The sequence below is a fragment of the Microbacterium sp. NPDC091662 genome, from assembly GCF_044756705.1.
In the GTDB taxonomy this organism is placed as follows: Bacteria; Actinomycetota; Actinomycetes; order Actinomycetales; family Microbacteriaceae; genus Microbacterium.
Map to the genome: position 1 here is coordinate 1,958,034 of NZ_JBIVTM010000001.1, position 16,116 is coordinate 1,974,149.

At 68.6% G+C, this 16,116-nt stretch carries 17 protein-coding genes; 10 read left to right on the forward strand and 7 right to left on the reverse strand.

Annotation, left to right across the window (positions count from 1 at the left end):
* Positions 1-21 precede the first annotated feature (21 nt).
* Genes rbsD through ACIQLD_RS09600 form a run of 4 tightly spaced genes read left to right on the forward strand, consistent with a single transcriptional unit; the run spans position 22 to position 2,878 of the window.
* On the forward strand, positions 22-426 hold the full coding sequence (gene rbsD, locus ACIQLD_RS09585; protein WP_402607747.1) for a D-ribose pyranase: 405 nt from the start codon (positions 22-24) through the stop codon (positions 424-426).
* Positions 426-1,238, forward strand: coding sequence for a GntR family transcriptional regulator (locus ACIQLD_RS09590; protein WP_402607749.1), 813 nt, complete (start codon positions 426-428; stop codon positions 1,236-1,238). Before rbsD ends, ACIQLD_RS09590 begins: the two co-directional genes overlap by 1 nt.
* A gap of 42 nt (positions 1,239-1,280) precedes the next feature.
* Positions 1,281-2,339, forward strand: a complete 1,059-nt coding sequence (locus tag ACIQLD_RS09595) for a PLP-dependent cysteine synthase family protein (RefSeq protein WP_402607751.1) — start codon at positions 1,281-1,283, stop codon at positions 2,337-2,339.
* Between the two features lie 23 nt (positions 2,340-2,362).
* Complete coding sequence (locus ACIQLD_RS09600; protein WP_402607753.1) at positions 2,363-2,878, forward strand: glycine cleavage system protein R; 516 nt, start codon at positions 2,363-2,365, stop codon at positions 2,876-2,878.
* 79 nt (positions 2,879-2,957) lie between these two features.
* On the opposite strand, the gene ACIQLD_RS09605 is transcribed toward ACIQLD_RS09600, so the two are convergent.
* Entirely contained in the window at positions 2,958-3,641 is a 684-nt protein-coding gene (locus ACIQLD_RS09605) for a FadR/GntR family transcriptional regulator (protein WP_402607755.1), read from the reverse strand.
* Positions 3,642-3,806: 165 nt separating this feature from the next.
* On the opposite strand from ACIQLD_RS09605, the gene ACIQLD_RS09610 reads away from it, so the two are divergent.
* From ACIQLD_RS09610 to ACIQLD_RS09625, 4 genes are all read left to right on the forward strand, one after another.
* On the forward strand, positions 3,807-5,042 hold the full coding sequence (locus ACIQLD_RS09610; protein WP_402607757.1) for an aminotransferase class V-fold PLP-dependent enzyme: 1,236 nt from the start codon (positions 3,807-3,809) through the stop codon (positions 5,040-5,042).
* Between the two features lie 90 nt (positions 5,043-5,132).
* The gene (locus ACIQLD_RS09615; RefSeq protein ID WP_402607759.1) at positions 5,133-6,443 is read left to right on the forward strand and encodes an ABC transporter substrate-binding protein; all 1,311 of its coding nucleotides are present in this window, start codon (positions 5,133-5,135) and stop codon (positions 6,441-6,443) included.
* 3 nt (positions 6,444-6,446) lie between these two features.
* Positions 6,447-7,409 (forward strand): carbohydrate ABC transporter permease, encoded by a 963-nt coding sequence (locus ACIQLD_RS09620; RefSeq protein WP_402607761.1) that lies wholly within the window; start codon positions 6,447-6,449, stop codon positions 7,407-7,409.
* Positions 7,406-8,326, forward strand: a complete 921-nt coding sequence (locus tag ACIQLD_RS09625; RefSeq protein WP_402607763.1) for a carbohydrate ABC transporter permease — start codon at positions 7,406-7,408, stop codon at positions 8,324-8,326. The genes ACIQLD_RS09620 and ACIQLD_RS09625 overlap by 4 nt, the downstream gene beginning before the upstream one ends.
* A 79-nt stretch (positions 8,327-8,405) precedes the next feature.
* Here the strand turns inward: ACIQLD_RS09625 and ACIQLD_RS09630 are convergent, their stop codons facing one another.
* Genes ACIQLD_RS09630 through ACIQLD_RS09640 form a run of 3 tightly spaced genes read right to left on the reverse strand, consistent with a single transcriptional unit; the run spans position 8,406 to position 11,493 of the window.
* Positions 8,406-9,419 (reverse strand): aldo/keto reductase family protein, encoded by a 1,014-nt coding sequence (locus ACIQLD_RS09630; RefSeq protein WP_402607765.1) that lies wholly within the window; start codon positions 9,417-9,419, stop codon positions 8,406-8,408.
* A 9-nt stretch (positions 9,420-9,428) separates the two neighbouring features.
* Positions 9,429-9,983 carry a hypothetical protein gene (locus ACIQLD_RS09635; protein ID WP_402607767.1) on the reverse strand — a complete coding sequence of 185 codons (555 nt, stop codon included), beginning with the start codon at positions 9,981-9,983 and terminating at the stop codon, positions 9,429-9,431.
* A 10-nt stretch (positions 9,984-9,993) separates the two neighbouring features.
* Positions 9,994-11,493 (reverse strand): PLP-dependent aminotransferase family protein, encoded by a 1,500-nt coding sequence (locus ACIQLD_RS09640; protein WP_402607769.1) that lies wholly within the window; start codon positions 11,491-11,493, stop codon positions 9,994-9,996.
* A gap of 19 nt (positions 11,494-11,512) precedes the next feature.
* Between ACIQLD_RS09640 and ACIQLD_RS09645 the strand changes: the two genes are divergently transcribed.
* Positions 11,513-11,851: a hypothetical protein gene (locus tag ACIQLD_RS09645; protein ID WP_402607771.1), complete on the forward strand. Its 339-nt coding sequence runs from the start codon at positions 11,513-11,515 to the stop codon at positions 11,849-11,851.
* On the opposite strand, the gene ACIQLD_RS09650 is transcribed toward ACIQLD_RS09645, so the two are convergent.
* Complete coding sequence (locus tag ACIQLD_RS09650) at positions 11,839-13,374, reverse strand: DUF4407 domain-containing protein (protein ID WP_402607773.1); 1,536 nt, start codon at positions 13,372-13,374, stop codon at positions 11,839-11,841. The genes ACIQLD_RS09645 and ACIQLD_RS09650 overlap by 13 nt on opposite strands.
* 148 nt (positions 13,375-13,522) lie before the next feature.
* Complete coding sequence (locus ACIQLD_RS09655; RefSeq protein ID WP_402607775.1) at positions 13,523-14,095, reverse strand: TetR/AcrR family transcriptional regulator; 573 nt, start codon at positions 14,093-14,095, stop codon at positions 13,523-13,525.
* 65 nt (positions 14,096-14,160) lie between these two features.
* On the opposite strand from ACIQLD_RS09655, the gene ACIQLD_RS09660 reads away from it, so the two are divergent.
* Positions 14,161-14,838, forward strand: coding sequence for an NAD(P)H-dependent oxidoreductase (locus ACIQLD_RS09660; RefSeq protein ID WP_402607777.1), 678 nt, complete (start codon positions 14,161-14,163; stop codon positions 14,836-14,838).
* Here the strand turns inward: ACIQLD_RS09660 and rlmN are convergent.
* Positions 14,787-16,088 carry a 23S rRNA (adenine(2503)-C(2))-methyltransferase RlmN gene (rlmN, locus tag ACIQLD_RS09665; RefSeq protein WP_402607779.1) on the reverse strand — a complete coding sequence of 434 codons (1,302 nt, stop codon included), beginning with the start codon at positions 16,086-16,088 and terminating at the stop codon, positions 14,787-14,789. The two genes, ACIQLD_RS09660 and rlmN, sit on opposite strands and share 52 nt — an antisense overlap.
* Positions 16,089-16,116 lie beyond the last annotated feature (28 nt).

Genomic DNA, 16,116 nt, shown 5'->3' on the forward strand with positions numbered 1-16,116 from the left:
GCGGAGAAACCGAGGACACACATGCGCAAGACGGCCACCACGATCAATCCCGCGCTCTCCCGCGTGATCAGCGAGACCGGACACACCGATCTGCTCGTCGTCACCGATGCGGGCCTGCCCATCCCCCCGGGCTCCGAGCGCATCGATCTGGCTTATCGCCCGGGGGCTCCGGCCTTCCTCGATGTGCTCGATACCGTGCTCGCCGAGCTGGTGGTCGAGGGGGCGACCGTCTCGGCCGAGGTCGCCGAGAAGAGCCCGGAGGTGCTGGCCGCGCTGCGGGAGCGGTTCGCCGGCATGGGGTTCGAGGTCGAGCTCATCCCGCATGTGGAGTTCAAAAAGGTCAGCCAGGGCGCCCGCGCGTTCGTGCGGTCCGGCGAGTTCACCCCCTACGCGAACGTGATCCTGCACGCGGGGGTGGCGTACTGATGGCCATCGTCGACGACGCGATCGACCGTCACTCCGCCGCACCCATGTACGACCAGCTGCGCCAGCTGATCATCGATGGCATCGCCCGCGACGGCCTGCAGCCGGGCGACCCGCTGCCCGGCGAGCACCGCCTGTGCGAGCGCTACGGCATCTCCCGCACCGTCGTGCGCCAGGCACTCGCCCAACTGGAGCACGAGGGGCTCGTCGAACGGGTCAAGGGCAAGGGCACGTTCGTCTCGCGCCCCCGCACGAGCGAGAGCCTGGTGCACACGCTGGTCGGCCTGTACGACGACGTCGAGCGTCGTGGCGGACACGTGCACAGCGACGTGCTGCGGCACGAGCAGACGACGGCTGACGACGAGGTCGCACTCGCGCTGGAGGTGCCGGTCGACTCCCCCGTCGTCGTGCTCGAGCGTCTGCGCCATGTCGACGGCGAACCGTGGTCGCTGTCGACCACCTGGATGCCGGAGGCCGTCGGCTCGGTGACACTCGGCGCCGACCTCACCGAGGGCTCGCTCTACCGACTGCTCGCCGACAACGACATCGTCGCGACGCACGGTGTGCGCTCGGCGGAGGCGACCGTGGCCACGCACGAGCAGGCGCAGCACCTGGGCGTGAGCGCCGGGTCGGCGCTGCTGCGTCTGCGCAGCATCAGCCGCAGCACCGACGGCACGCCCATCGAGTACTTCATCGCGTATCACCGTGGCGACCGTTCGCGTTTCGAATTCCAGTTGCAGCAGGAGCAGTCGCAGGCATCGCTCCTGCACGTCGACGGCGACGGCGGGGCCTCCCCCGCCGGGACGGTCGGCTGAGACGCCCCGTCGTTCGACTGACCGCCCGGTAGTGTCGAGGTCATGAGCGACTGGACCAGCACCGCGATCGCCCTGCTGGAAGCCGATGCCAACCGCAGCGCCGACACGCACCTGCACCTCTTCCCGCTGCCGCCCGAGTGGGGCATCGACCTGTATCTCAAGGACGAGTCCGTGCACCCGACGGGCTCCCTCAAGCACCGCCTCGCGCGCTCGCTGATCCTCTACGGTCTGGTCAACGGCCGCATCCGCGAAGACACCACGCTCGTCGAATCGTCGAGCGGATCGACCGCCGTGTCCGAGGCGTACTTCGCCCGCATGCTCGGGCTGCCGTTCATCACGGTGGTGCCCCGTTCGACCGTGCAGGAGAAGATCGACCTCATCGAGTTCTACGGCGGCACCTGCCACTTCGTCGACCGCGCCGAGGACATGTCGCCCGAGGCGCAGCGCCTCGCGTCGGACTGTACCGGCCACTACCTCGACCAGTTCACGTTCGCCGAGCGCGCGACCGACTGGCGCGGCAACAACAACATCGCCGAGAGCGTGTTCAGCCAGCTCGCCCAGGAACGGCATCCCATCCCCACCTGGATCGTCACGGGTGCCGGCACCGGGGGAACCAGCGCGACCTTCGGCCGGTATGTGAAGTACCGCCGACACGACACGAAGGTCGCGGTCGTCGACCCCGAGGGCTCGGCCTTCTACGACGGCTGGGCCGGCACCGTGGATCCGCCGGCCGGACGTCCGAGCCGCATCGAGGGCATCGGCCGCCCCCGTGTCGAGGCCTCGTTCGTGCCCACCGTCATCGACGAGATGATCCAGGTGCCGGATGCCGGCTCGATCGCCGCGATCCGCCTGTTGCGTGAGCGCACCCTGCACTGGGCGGGCGGCTCGACCGGCACCAACCTCTACGGCGCATTCCAGCTCATCGCCCGGATGCGGGCTGCGGGCGAGACCGGCAGCGTCGTGACCCTGATCTGCGACAGCGGCGTCCGCTACGCCGGCACGTACTACTCCGACGAGTGGGTCGCCGCCCAAGGCTGGGACCTCTCCCCGCACCGCGCGCGCCTCGAGGGCTTCTTGGAGTCCGGGGTCTGGGGGGAGTGAGCGCTGCGGGCTACGCTGGCCGCATGACTACTCTGATCCTCACCGTCGCGGGTGCAGACCGTCCTGGCCTCGTGGCCGCCGTCGCCGATGTCGTTGACGCACACGGCGGCAACTGGGAGAACAGTTCGCTGGCCGAGCTCGCCGGTACGTTCGCCGGCGTGATCGAGGTCTCGGTCGGCGATGACAAGGAAGCCGAGCTGGCGTCCGCTCTGCGAGGTCTGCAGGGTCAGGGACTGCTCACGCTCGCCGTGCTCACCGGCACCCCGGACGCAACTTCCGACAGCGATCAGCTGCTCGAGCTCCAGGTTCTCGGCAACGACCGCCCCGGCATCGTGCGCGAGGTCTCCGGCGTGCTGAGTGCGCACGCCCTGAGCATCGAGGAGCTCGCCACCGAGACTCGAGATGCCGCGATGGCCGGAGGACGCCTGTTCGAAGCGTCGGTCACCGCGAAGGTCCCCGCCTCTGTCGACCTCGACGCGCTGCGCGCCGACCTCGAACGCATCGCCGCCGAGATTCAGGTCGACATCACCCTCGGCTGACCTGCCCGCGGGTTTCGAATCGCGTGAATGGTCGCATCTGACGGCCGAACGCGACCATTTGCGCGATTCGAAACGCGCGTCAGTCCTCGAGACCGGAGTATCGCCGCACCCAGTACTCCGTGTACGCGACGTGGGCCGAGGCTGCGGCACTCGCGGCGACCGGATCCGCCGCCGCCAGGCCGCGCAGGATCGCTCGGTGCCCGGCGTCGGAGTGCACCTTGAGCTCGGCCGCGTCTTCGGGGTCGGAGATGCGATAGGCCCGCGAGCGCGAACGCAGCACGTCGATCAGGCTGGTCAGCGCTTCGTTGCCCGCGACGCCGGAGATCGCCATGTGGAACTCGTGGTCGAGCCGCGACTGCACCTCGAAGTCGGTCGTCGCCTCGATTTCGTCGAGCACGCGGTCCAGCGACTCCACGGTCTCGTCGTCGATGCGGGCCGCGGCGAGCGCGGCGGCATGCGGTTCGAGCACGCGGCGGAGTTCGGTCAGTTCGAGCACTCCCGCCATCGGCAGCAGCCCGACTGTGAGCGACAGGCTGCCGATCAGGTCGGCCGCCCGCAGCTCGCTGACGTAGCTGCCCGAGCCGTGGCGGGTGTCGAGCACGCCGAGAGCGGCCAGCATCCGGATCGCTTCGCGCAACGACCCGCGGGAGACGCCGAGACGTTCGCAGAGCTCGCCCTCGCTCGGCAGCCGATCGCCCGGCCGCAGCGCACCGTCGGCGATCAGCGCCCGCAGCCCGTGCAACGCCGTGTCGAGTGCGCTCATCGTCATCCTCTCTGACACTCCCCCACCCCTCGTGAAGTCTGTCGGAACTCACCCTCGCAGGAAACTCGTATGACAACTATGTTTCATATTCATCATTTCATGGCAGTTTTCGATGGCATGTGGCAAAGTTGTGCAACAACTCGCCCCACTCACCGATGAGGATCGATGCCCGCACCGCTGTTCCCCGCACCGCTCACGCTGAACTCCGGCATGCGAGCGCGCGACGCCTGGCCCCTCGACCCGGCAGTGATCCACCTCAACCACGGATCCTTCGGCGCGGTCCCGTCCGTCGTGGTCGCGCACCAGGACGCTCTGCGCCGCCGCGCGGACCTCAGCCCCGTCGAGTGGTTCCCGCGTATCGCCGAGCGCGTGCAGGACGCCCGCGAGCGCACCGCGCCGTTCGTGGGTGCCCGCGCCGAGGACAGTGCCTTCGTGCCCAACGCCTCGGCCGCCGCGACCGTCGTCTACAACGCCCTGCAGCTCGAAGCCGGCGACGAGATCCTCGTGACCGACCAGGGCTACGGCGCCATCACCATGGGAGCCGAGCGCCTCGCCCGCCGGTTCGGGGCGCGGGTGCGCACCGTCTCATTGCCCCTGTTCTCCTCCGACGACGAGATCGTGCAGCTCTTCGCCGACGCGCTCACGCCCCGCACGCGTCTGATCGTGGTCGACCAGATCACCTCCCCCACCGCTCGCGTGCTGCCCACCCGACGCATCGCCGAGGCGGCAGCCGAGCGCGGCGTGCGCACGCTCGTCGACGGCGCCCACGCCCCCGGCCTCATCCCGGACGCGGCCGCGGTCGCGGGTGGCGACTGGTGGTTCGGCAACCTGCACAAGTGGCCGTGCGCCCCGCGCGGCTCTGCCCTGCTGGTCACGACCGCCCCGGACCGCGACGACCTCTGGCCGCTCATCGACTCGTGGGCCGCGCAGGAGTCGTACCCCTCCCGCTTCGACACGCAGGGCACGATCGACGCCACGACCTACCTCGCCACCCCGACCGCGATCGACTTCATCGAGAGCGAGTTCGGCTGGGTCTCGGCCCGAACGGCCATGCCGGAGATCGCGGATGCCGGCGCCGAACTGATCGCCGAAGCCCTGCGTCCGTACGGCGACGATGACCCACTCACCCCGCTTCCCTCACCCGTGCCGTCGATGCGGCTGGTGCGTCTTCCGCTCGGCCTCGGCGCGACCCGCGAAGAGGCCGACGCCCTGCGCATGGACCTGCTCGACGAGGTCGGGGTCGAGACGGCGTTCACGAGCTTCCGCGGCATCGGCTACTTCCGGCTCTCGGCTCACCTCTACAACGAAGCCGCCGACTACGAGGCCTTCGTCGAACGCTGCGTGCCGCAGATCCTGAGCCGTGCCGGCATCCGTCGCGCCGACTCCCTCATCCTCCCCTGACCGCACCACGCACCTGAACACCCTCCCTCACCCCGACCTCCACACTCACCCGACCGCAACACCCACCCCCACCCCACCGAGAGGCACATCGTGAAGAACAAGATCTTGACGACCGCAGCGGGAGTCGGCACCGTCGCCGTCCTCGCTCTCACCGGCTGTTCCGCAAGCTCCGGTCCGTCCGCCGATGGCACCGTCACCCTGCAGATGGTCGAGAGCCTGACCAACCCCGCCCGCACCGAGCTCCTTCGTGGGCTGCTCGACGACTTCGAGAAGGCGAACCCGAAGATCACGGTCAACCTCGTCTCGCCTCCCACCGAGCAGGCCGACGCGAAGATCCAGCAGATGCTGCAGTCGGGCAAGGGCGTCGACGTCCTCGAAGTCCGCGACATCACCGTGGGTCCGTTCGCGAACAACGGCTGGCTCTACGACCTGGGCCCCGACCTCGAGAAGTGGGACGGCTGGGACGCGCTGACCGACAACGCCCAGTCCGCCTCGGTCGCCGCCGACGGCAAGAGCTACTTCGTGCCCTATGGCTTCTACGGACTGTCGCTGTTCTACCGCACCGACCTCGTGAAGGACGCGGGCTTCGACGGTCCGCCGCACAGCTGGAAGGACCTCCTGGAGCAGGCGAGCACCATCCAGGACCCGTCGAACAACATCTACGGTTACGCCTTCCGCGGCGGCCAGAACGCCAACAGCAACGTGGTCGCGGCGATCGAGGCGTACACGATCGACGGACTCGACGTCGACGACGCGTTCCTGATGGAAGACGGCTCGACGATCTTCGCCGCCCCCGAAGCGCAGGATGCCGTCGACGACTACTTCGACCTGTTCACGGAAGCCTCGCCGCCCTCCGCCGTCTCGTGGGGCTACCCCGAGATGGTCGCGGGCTTCACGAACGGCACCACGGCGTTCCTGCTGCAAGACCCCGAGGTCATCGCGACCGTGCAGGACTCCTCGCTGACCGAGGACCAGTGGGACACCGCCCCGCTGCTCGTCGGCCCCTCGGGCAAGGCTGCGCAGCCGCTCGCCGTCGCGGGCTGGGGCGTCGCCGAGAACAGCGAGAACAAGGAGGCGTCGGTCAAGCTCGTCGAGTTCCTCTCGTCCGCCGAGCCCGCCACCGAGTTCGCACAGGCCAACAGCCTCGTGCCGATCATCACCGCCGCGGCCGACGACGACTTCTATTCGTCGGGTCCGTGGACCAGCTACGTGACCATGACCGAAGACCCGGAGACGTACGTCAACGTGCGCCAGCCGCGCGGAGTCAGCTGGTGGACCGAGTGGATCCAGAAGTCCGACCAGGACGTGCAGAACGTGCTGCTGGGCAACATGTCGACCAGCGACCTGCTGGCCTCGTGGGATGCGTTCTGGACCGAGAAGTACGCCGCGGAAAAGGGCTGACCTGTGGCCCGCACCGCTCAGAAGGGAGGCTCCGTCGGCACTGCTTCGCAGCAGACCGCCGCCGGGGCCTCCCCGGCATCCCGCCGGCGCCCGTTCCGCGGCCGTCAGGCGTGGACGCTGCTGGCCTTCCTCGCGCCGGCGATCGTCTTCGTCTGCTGGTTCACCTACTGGCCGATGCTGCAGGGCGCGCGCATGGCCTTCCACGACTGGAACCTGTGGGATCTCACGTCGACCCCTTTCGTCGGTTTCGACAACTTCCTCGCGGTGTTCCGCGATCCTGCCTTCCCGACCGTGGCGTGGAACTCCGTGCTCTGGGTCGTCGGCTCGCTCGTGCCGCAGCTCGTGATCGGATTCCTGATCGCCCTGGCCCTGCGCAAGAAGTTCCGCTTCCGCGGGCTCTACCAGGCGCTCGTGTTCTTCCCGTGGGCGGTGTCGGGCTTCCTGATCGGCATGCTGTTCCGCTGGATGTTCAACGCCGAGTTCGGCGTCGTCAACGACCTGCTCATGAAGGCGGGGCTGATCGACGCGCCACTCCCCTGGCTGGCCGATCCGAAGCTCGCGATGTTCGCGGTGATCGTCGCGAACGTCTGGTACGGCGTGACGTTCTTCGCGATCATGATCCTCGCGGCCCTGCAGTCGGTGCCCGACGAGATGCTGGAGGCGGCGAGCCTCGACGGCGCGGGCAAGTTCCGCCAGCTGTTCTCGATCATCATCCCGTACATCTCGATGACGCTGCTGCTGACGATCCTGCTGCGGGTGATCTGGATCTTCAACTTCCCCGACATCATCTACGCGATGACCAACGGTGGACCCGCCAACCAGACGCACATCATCACGACCTGGATGATCAACTACACCCAGCAGGGCAACTACGGCTTCGCGAGCGCGATCGGCCTCATCGTGATGGCGGTCCTGTTCGTGTTCTGCGCGTTCTACCTGATGGCGATGCGGAGAGTGCAGCGATGACCATGACAGACGCTTCGCGGACAGGTTCCTCGATCACCGAGACCCGGCGCATCACCGTCCCCGATCCGGCATCCGCCCCGCGACCGAAGCCGCGCGTCACGGTCGGCGGCGTCATCCGTGTCGTGGGCCTCGGCCTCTGGCTCGTGATCACCCTGTTCCCCCTCTACTGGATCGCTCTGACGTCGATCAAGTCGCCCGGCACGATCAACCGGTTCCCGATCGAGTACTGGCCGAGCGAGCCGTCGCTGGAGAACTACATCAGCCTGTTCCAGAAGAGCTCGTTCGGTGTCTTCCTCGGCAACTCCGCCCTGGTCGCGGTCGTCGGCGGCGCGGTGGCGACACTCATCGCCCTGCTGAGCGCATACGTGCTCGCCCGGTTCGAGTTCCGCGGCAAGGGGGCGATCCTGATCGCGTTCCTGCTCACGCAGATGATCCCCGCGTTCATCGCGCTCGGTCCGCTGTACTCGATGATGACCGACCTGGGACTGGTCGACACCAAGCCGGGGCTCATCCTCGTCTACATCGCGATCTGCATCCCGTTCTCGACCGTCATGCTGCGCGGCTTCTTCGAGAACGTGCCGGATGCGCTCGAAGAGGCGGCGATGATCGACGGATGCTCACGCCTCGGCGCCCTGTTCCGGGTGCTCGTCCCGGTGATGACCCCCGGCATCATCGCGGCGTTCATCTTCAACTTCGTGAACTGCTGGAACGAGCTGTTCCTGTCGGTCGTGCTCATGAACACCGACGCGAACCGCACCGTGCCCTCGGCGCTGAACGGCTTCATCTCGACGTTCAACATCGACTGGGGTTCGATGAGTGCCGCCGCGGTGTTGACGATCCTGCCGACCATGGCGATGTTCGCTCTCGCGAGCCGCTGGATCGTGCAGGGCCTGACCGCGGGTGCGGTCAAGGAGTAGTCCGGTCACCGCACAGCGAGAAGGCCGCCATTCCTCGGAACGGCGGCCTTCTTCGTGAGATGCGTCAGCGCCGGAGGTCTCAGACCAGGCGGGACTTCGGCGACACGGAGTAGGTGTTCTCGGCGTCGCGGTTGACCGTGTCGCCCAGGGCCGCGTCGATCGCTGCCATCGTGTCGGCGTCGAGCTTCACACCCGAGGCCTTGACGGTCTCGGCGAGCTGCTCCGGGCGGGACGCGCCGACGAGCGCCGCGGCCACGTTCGGGTTCTGCAGCACCCACGCGATCGCGAGCTGCGGCATGGAGAGACCGGCCTGCTCGGCGATCGGCTTCAGGCGCTGGACCGCGGTGAGGATGTCGTCCTGCAGGAAGCTCTTGATGAAGTCGGCGCCGCTGTGCGGGTCGGTCGCGCGCGAGCCCTCGGGCACCGGTTGGCCGGGCAGGTACTTGCCGCTGAGCACGCCCTGCGCCATCGGCGACCAGACGATCTGCGAGATGCCGAGCTCTTCGGATGCGGGCACGACCTTGCCCTCGATCACGCGCCACAGCATGGAGTACTGGGGCTGGTTCGAGATGAGCTGGATGCCGAGCTGCTTCGCGAGCGCATGCCCCTCGCGCAGCTGCTCCGCGGTCCACTCCGAGACGCCGATGTAGAGCGCCTTGCCCTGACGGACAACGTCGGCGAAGGCCTGGAACGTCTCCTCCAGCGGAGTCTCGTAGTCGAAGCGGTGTGCCTGGTACAGGTCGACGTAGTCGGTGCCGAGGCGCGTGAGCGAGCCGTTGATCGACTCGAAGATGTGCTTGCGGCTCAGGCCGGTGTCGTTCGGACCCTTGGGGCCGGTCGGGAAGTAGACCTTCGTGAAGATCTCCAGGCCTTCGCGACGCTGACCCTCCAGCGCCTTGCCGAGCACGACCTCTGCCGCCGTGTTGGCGTAGGTGTCGGCAGTGTCGAAGGTGGTGATTCCGGCATCGAGGGCGGCGTGCACGGTCTTGACGGCGGCGTCGTCGCCGACCTGCGAGGCGTGGGTGACCCAGTTGCCGTAGGTGATCTCCGAGACCTTGAGACCGCTGTTGCCGAGATAGCGATAGTTGACCATGGATCAACGCTACTGGCTGGCTCCGACAGCGGGGCCGGATGCGAGGGAAGAGGTCAGGCCCGCGCAGGAGCGGAGCGTGCCCGGAGCACGGCGACCACCCCGCCGAGCATCAGCAGGGCTGCCGCGAAGGCGCTGGTGATGTAGAACGCTCGCACTCCCGGGGAGGTAGACGCCCGCCGAGATCATGAAGGTATCGGCCAGCGCCATGCCCGGGCCGAACGAGGCGATGAAGAAGCCCGGTGCTCCGAGCACGAGCAGACTCAGGAAGCCGGCAGCCGCGATCACCGGAACGGCCCTCGACGTCATCGCGATCACAGCGAGGGCGAGGGCAAGCACGACTCCCACTCCGAGAATCATGATGGTCGTCGGCGCGTCGATCGACTCACCCGCTCCGCTCAGCTCATCTCGGATCTGGTCGAGGGTGAGCCCGGGAGCTGCCGCGAGAGGCGTCCACACCAAGATCTGCACCGCGGCGAGCGCCGCATAGATCGTGACGGCGAGCACACCGGCGATCGAGATCCACAACGTCTGCCTCCGCATCGTCCGACGCTGCACCCGAGTCATGCGGGTCAGCCTAAGAAGACATCCCGAGAGTCTCCCGATACTCGCGCCAGGCCGCTCCGAGGCGGCGGATGCCCTCGGCGAGCACGTCGTCGGGGGCGGTGAAGGGGATGCGGATGTGATCGTCCGGCGACGCGGAAACGGCGAACGCCGCGCTTCCGGCGATCGAGACACCGTGTGCGGCCGCTGTTCGGGCGAGCGCTGCTGCGGACCCCGCAGGCACCCGCACCCACAGCGACAGCCCTCCACGGGGCGGCTCGACCGTCCAGTCGGGCAGGTGCTCGGCCATGAGCGCCTGGAGCAGTCTCAGCCGCTCCTGGTGGATGCGGCTGTTCGCGCGGCGCAGGTCGTCGGCGCGGGCGATCAGGTCGAGAGCGAGCAGCTGACCGGGAACGCTGGTGGACTGGTCGGCGAGCTGTCGTGCGCCGCGCAGACGCCGCACGAGCACGGGGTCCGCCCGCAACCAGCCGATCCGCAGGCCCGCCCACACCCACTTCGACACCGACTCGATCACGATGACAGGGGCATCGGTGCGTTCGGCCGCGAGCGTCGGCGGCACCACCCCGTCGAACGAGATGCCGGCGAGCACGCGGTCTTCGATGACCGGAACGCCGTACTGCGCGGCGAGCTCAGCCACCCGGTGCCGCGGGGCGGCGGGCAGGCGCGACCCCGTCGGATTCTGGTGGTGCGGGTTGAGGGCGACGAGCACGGGTCGCAGACGGGCGAGGGCCTGCTCCAGGGCGTCGACGTCGAGACCGTCGACGCCCATCGGGATACCGTGCACCGTACCGCCGCGCAGGCCTACCGAGTCGGTGACGCCCGGCCACGTGATCTCCTCCGCGAGCACGATGTCGCCAGGACCCACGAGCGCGTTGACGACGAGGCTGATGGCCTGCTGCGCGCCGTGCGTGACGAGGATCTGCTCGGGAGTGGTCGGCGTCCCCTCCGCGGCGTACATGTCGGCGATGAGGGTCCGAAGCGCAGGGAGGCCAGCGGGATCGGTCTCGGGCAGCAGAGCGAGGTCGAGCCGCGGCGTGTGATCGCGGATGAGCTGCACCCCGAGGTCGGAGATCTGCGGCACGGTGCGCAGCAGGTCGATCGCGTTCGGCAGCGCAGAGAACAGCGCCTCGCCTCGCCCGGCACGCTGAGGGGGCACGGCGGTTGCCGCAGCACCGGCGATGCGGGTGCCGCTCCCCTGCCGCCGATCCACGAGGCCGCGTTCGGCGAGGTCGGCGTACGCGGCCACGACCGTGCCGCGCGAGACGGAGCTCGCGGCGGCGAGCGCACGTTCCGCCGGCAGCCGATCCCCCGGCCGCAGCTCCCCGCTCGCGATCAGAGCGTCGATGCCTCGCGAGAGCCGAGCGGCGAGTGTGCCGTCTCCGTGCGTCCACCGCCCGAGTCGCGCCGAGAGCGCGTCGGAAGAGACGTCGCCGGCGCGCACCATGGCCGAGAAGGCATCCGTGACCGATCCGTGCTCCAGTGGCCGTACATTGGCCCTGTCATCCGCGCCCATGAGACTTGATTCTGGACCAATGGACACGTCATTGACCACCTTCGCCACCGATCTCGGGCCAATCGATCCGAATTGGACCATTGCCGAGCTCGTCGAATGGCTCTGCGACGACGCCCGTCAACACGACCCCGCACTGCAGCGTCCACTCGCCGTGATCGAGGCTGCGCTCACCGGCTCCGCGTGGTCACGCACACCGTCGACGGTCGCCCTGATTCGCTCCCTGACTCTGGCAGCCCGGCATCGTTCCGGCTCCGTAATCGCCGACGTCCTCCCTCCGGTCGCAGTTCCTGCCGCTCATCGCGCGAGCGGACGGCAGAAACTGCACCCGGAAGGAAGGCCGCAGCGTCAGGTCGCCTGAGCGGAAGACGTAGCCGAGGTCGTGGCGGCCGAGGTCGTGGGTGATGGGGTCGACGGCGTCGCCACGACGATGTCCGCCCGGTCGCGGAAGCCTTCGGCCGTGACCCGGTCGAGCGCCACCTGCTTGCGGATCGCGGCGGCCTTCTCGTAGAGGCTCGGATCGCCGTAGCTCGTGAGCACCTTCACCAGCACCGGCAACAGCTCGATCATGAAGAACAGCGCGGCGATCAGGATGTGCGCCCACAGGATCGAGGGCTCCTTCTCGCTCAACCGGTTCAATCCGCTGATCTGGCTGAGCAGTCCGACGGCTCCCGCGTTGCCCTGTGCCACCGCGTCGGCACGTGCGTTGTACGCGGCGAGCGCCTGGTCATAGGTGTCGCGGGCGGTCGGCAGCTGGGACTTCGCCTGCTCGCGGTTCTGCGCTTCGGATGACGAGGTGTTCTCCTTCGCCGCGGTGCCGGCGGCGGCGAGCTCTTCATTCGCGGTGCGCAGCTGTGCGGCGAGGGCGTCATAGGTCTGCTGAGCCTCGGCGAGCTGCGCCTTGGCGGCGTCCGAACTGGCACCCTGGCCGTTGACGCCCGTGCAGCCGGGGACGGTGCCGGCACCCTCACCCGTGAGCTCGCACTGGTACAGCACCCGGGCCTGGTCGATCACGGCCTGCTGGTCGGTCATCTTCGCGGTCACGTCGTCGACCGTGGCCTGGGCGGCCGACTCGGTCGCCGATGAGGCGTCGGTTCCTGCCACGATGCCGGTCGCCGCCTGGTTCTCGAGCTCGGCGACCTTGGCGGATGCCGCGTCGAGCGCGATCTTCTCCGGTCCCGTCTCGAGGGCCTCCTGGTCGGACTGCGACTGCGTGATGTTGGTCGAGGCGACCTCGCGGGCGATGTCGTTGTGGAAGATCTGCAGCACGAGCGGCTCGGCGACGACGAAGCCGATAATCGCGGCCATGATCACACGCGGGATCGCGAGGCCGATGAGGCGCCAGACGTTCCTCGTCGAGCTCATGGTCGAGGTGAGGAAGCGGTCGAGGTTGAAGATGATGAGCGCCCACACGAGGGCCAGCGGCACAGCCAGCCAGATAGCCGCCTGCACGCCGGTGGTGAGGGCGAAGAGCATCGAGATCGCCGAGACGAGCGCGGTGCCGGCGAGCACGAAGAACATCTGCACGAAGCGGGACGTTTCGCCGGGGACGCGGTCGAGGATCTCGCCCTCCGCACCGCCGAGGATCGCGAGGGTCCGCGCGCGCGAGCCGGGAGTGCGCGGCGGGCGCTCCTTGCGGGGCTTGCGAGGGCGGGGCTCCCGCGGGGACTTCGCCGGAGCGGGTTCGTCCGCGGCGATCGCGTCGGCGATCGGGGTCGTCTCTGCGGGCACGGACTCGGGCACCTCACGGGTGGTGTCGTCCGTACCAGTGGGCTCGAATTCGCGCAGGAAGTCGAGGTCATCCGTGACGGCGTCGGGCTCGCTGTCGAGGATGATCCGACCCTGCGAGTCGTAGCGACCCGGTCGATGGGCGGAATAGGGCATTCGAACAATCTACGAAACGTCGCCTGTGCATCGCGTGGAAGAGTGCTTTGAGCGACTCACAGGTTGAGGCGTCGCCCCCGGGCTTCGAATCGCGCAAATGGCCCGATTCCGACCGGATTTGGGGCAAGTTGCGCGATTCGAAAGTTGGTTACGCCGCGGGGAGCAGCCGATCGAGGGCGGCGACGTAGGCCGACAGGCCGTCGTCGAGCGTGAAGTGCCCCGCGGCGGCGAGCGTGCCGAGTCCGTGGATCAGTCCCCAGAGCGCCACCACATCCGCCGGTCGATCGAGGCCGACCGCCGCCGCGCCCTCGGCGAGCACCGCCTCGAGCCCGTCGATCAGCGGCGCCATCGTCGCGGTCGGGGATCCGGGCACGCAGACCGTCGGGTCGTAGACAGCATCGAACGCGTGCGGGTGCTCGACGGCGAAGCGGATGTACGCCGAGCCGCCGTCGGTGAGTGCGGCCCGGGGGGTCGACGCCTTCTCGGCAGCGGTGCGCACCTGCGCGAGGAGATCGGCCATGCTGCGTTCGGCGATCGCCTTGAGCAGTCCGAGCCGGTCGGAGAAGTGGTGATACGGGGCGTTGTGGCTGACGTTCGCGGCCCGGGCAACCTCGCGCAGGCTGATCTCCGCCGCGGGCATGCGCTCCAGCAGCTGCATGGCGGCGTCTTCCAGGGCGCGGGCGAGGTCGCCGTGGTGGTATCCGTCCTTGGAACTTGACATGAGCAACATCCTCTCCTATCTTGACAGTGTCCACCAGCTTGACACTGTCCAGATAGGAACCCGCCATGTCCGCTCTCGTGATCGACGGCCACCCCGACGGCCGCTCCCTGACCGCCGCCATCGCCCAGCGCTACGCCGCAGGGCACGGCGATGCCCGCGTGCTCGCCCTGCGGGACCTCGACTTCGATCCGAACCTGCGCTTCGGCTACCGCGAGCGCATGACGCTCGAGCCCGACCTCGTCGAGGCGAAGCGTGCACTGCACGACGCCGACACGATCGTCATCGCGACGCCGCTGTGGTGGGGGTCGGTGCCCGCGCTGCTCAAGGGCTTCTTCGACCGCGCCCTGCTGCCGCAGCAGGAGTACCGCTACACGAAACTCGGCCTCGTCGAGGGGCTGCTGCCCGCTCGCCACGGCAGGCTGCTGCTGCTCGCGGACACGCCCTGGTACTTCACACCCTTCACCGGGCTGCCCGCCCAGACCCACGTCGCCCGAGGGACGATGCGCTTCTGTGGGATCCGCTCGGTGCGCACCCACCGCATGCTCGGCGTGAAAGACGCGAGCGAGACCACGATCACCCGGTGGCTCGACCGCGCCGAGCGGCTCGGCGCAGCAGACGGGCGTCGAGCGGGCACGCCTCAGCCCCTCGCGGCACCTCAGCCCCTCGCGGCACCTCAGGCCATCGCGGCACCTCAGGCCATCGCGGCGGAAGCGGCCTCATCCTCAGTGGTGGCGACGAGCTGACCGCAGGCGCCGTCGATCTCCTTGCCGCGGGTGTCGCGGAGGGTGGTCGGGATGCCGGCGTCGTTGAGCCTGCGCACGAACTCGTTCGTGACGTCTTTCTCGGAAGCCGTCCAGATCGAGCCGGGCGTCGGGTTCAGCGGGATCGGGTTCACGTGCACCCAGCCGCGCCCACGCTGGTTGAGCTTCTCGGCCAGCAGGTCGGCACGCCAGGCGTGGTCGTTCATGTCCTTGATCAGCGCATACTCGATCGAGACTCGGCGACCGGTCTTGGCGTAATAGTCGTAGGCGGCGTCGAGGGCCTCGTCGACCTTCCACCGCGAGTTCACCGGGATGAGCTCATCGCGCAGGTGGTCGTCGGGGGCATGCAGCGACAGCGCGAAGGTCACCGGGATGTTCTCGTCGGCGAGCTTCTTGATCGCGGGCACCAGGCCCACCGTCGACACCGTGATGCCGCGGGCGCTCATGCCGAGCCCGTCCGGCTGCGGCGCGACCATCGACCGCACCGCATCCATGACGCGCTTGTAGTTGGCGAGCGGCTCCCCCATGCCCATGAAGACGATGTTCGAGACGCGCTCCATGCTGTGGTCGTCGGACTTCTTGCCGCCCAGGCCACCCTCGGCGATCAGACGGTTCGCGCGCACGATCTGCTCGATGATCTCAGCGGTCGACATGTTGCGCGTCAGCCCCGCTTGGCCGGTGGCGCAGAACGGGCAGTTCATGCCGCACCCGGCCTGGCTCGACACGCACAGGGTGATGCGGCCGGGGTAGCGCATGAGCACCGACTCGACCAGCGCGCCGTCGTGCAGGCGCCACAGGAACTTGATCGTGTCGCCGCGGTCGGTCTCGAGGCGTCGCACCTCGGTGAGCAGCGGCGGCAGCATTCCAGCCACGAGCTGCTCGCGGGTCTCGGCCGGAAGGTCGGTCATCTGCTCGGGGTCCGACGTGTAGTGGCGGAAGTAGTGCGTCGACAGCTGCTTCGCTCGGAAGCCGGGGAGCCCGAGCTCCTTCACCTTCTCGGTGCGCTCGGCGGGTGTCAGGTCGGCCAGGTGCACGGGCGGCTTGCCGCGCTTGGGGCTCGCGAACTGCAGCAGCGGACGCCCTTCGGCATCCTTCTGCTGGGTCCATCCCTCGGTGGCAGGGCGCACCTGTGGCTTCTTGGTCTCGCGGACCTTGCCCTGGGCGGGGCGTCCCTGCGGGGCGGACGCGGATGCTGCGGGGCGCGTCTCGCGCGTGCGGGGAGTCTCGGTCATACCCTCCAGGGTACGCGGTGACGGATGG

What these genes read in the sequence shown, in the direction of transcription:
- ACIQLD_RS09625 (WP_402607763.1), top strand. Translation starts at nt 7,406, where the DNA reads ATGACCATGACAGACGCTTCGCGGACAGGTTCCTCGATCACCGAGACC.
- rlmN (WP_402607779.1), bottom strand. Translation starts at nt 16,088, where the DNA reads ATGACCGAGACTCCCCGCACGCGCGAGACGCGCCCCGCAGCATCCGCG.
- ACIQLD_RS09605 (WP_402607755.1), bottom strand. Translation starts at nt 3,641, where the DNA reads ATGAGCGCACTCGACACGGCGTTGCACGGGCTGCGGGCGCTGATCGCC.
- rbsD (WP_402607747.1), top strand. Translation starts at nt 22, where the DNA reads ATGCGCAAGACGGCCACCACGATCAATCCCGCGCTCTCCCGCGTGATC.
- ACIQLD_RS09610 (WP_402607757.1), top strand. Translation starts at nt 3,807, where the DNA reads ATGCCCGCACCGCTGTTCCCCGCACCGCTCACGCTGAACTCCGGCATG.
- ACIQLD_RS09645 (WP_402607771.1), top strand. Translation starts at nt 11,513, where the DNA reads ATGGACACGTCATTGACCACCTTCGCCACCGATCTCGGGCCAATCGAT.
- ACIQLD_RS09600 (WP_402607753.1), top strand. Translation starts at nt 2,363, where the DNA reads ATGACTACTCTGATCCTCACCGTCGCGGGTGCAGACCGTCCTGGCCTC.
- ACIQLD_RS09640 (WP_402607769.1), bottom strand. Translation starts at nt 11,493, where the DNA reads ATGGGCGCGGATGACAGGGCCAATGTACGGCCACTGGAGCACGGATCG.
- ACIQLD_RS09630 (WP_402607765.1), bottom strand. Translation starts at nt 9,419, where the DNA reads ATGGTCAACTATCGCTATCTCGGCAACAGCGGTCTCAAGGTCTCGGAG.
- ACIQLD_RS09655 (WP_402607775.1), bottom strand. Translation starts at nt 14,095, where the DNA reads ATGTCAAGTTCCAAGGACGGATACCACCACGGCGACCTCGCCCGCGCC.
- ACIQLD_RS09590 (WP_402607749.1), top strand. Translation starts at nt 426, where the DNA reads ATGGCCATCGTCGACGACGCGATCGACCGTCACTCCGCCGCACCCATG.
- ACIQLD_RS09595 (WP_402607751.1), top strand. Translation starts at nt 1,281, where the DNA reads ATGAGCGACTGGACCAGCACCGCGATCGCCCTGCTGGAAGCCGATGCC.
- ACIQLD_RS09660 (WP_402607777.1), top strand. Translation starts at nt 14,161, where the DNA reads ATGTCCGCTCTCGTGATCGACGGCCACCCCGACGGCCGCTCCCTGACC.
- ACIQLD_RS09650 (WP_402607773.1), bottom strand. Translation starts at nt 13,374, where the DNA reads ATGCCCTATTCCGCCCATCGACCGGGTCGCTACGACTCGCAGGGTCGG.
- ACIQLD_RS09635 (WP_402607767.1), bottom strand. Translation starts at nt 9,983, where the DNA reads ATGACTCGGGTGCAGCGTCGGACGATGCGGAGGCAGACGTTGTGGATC.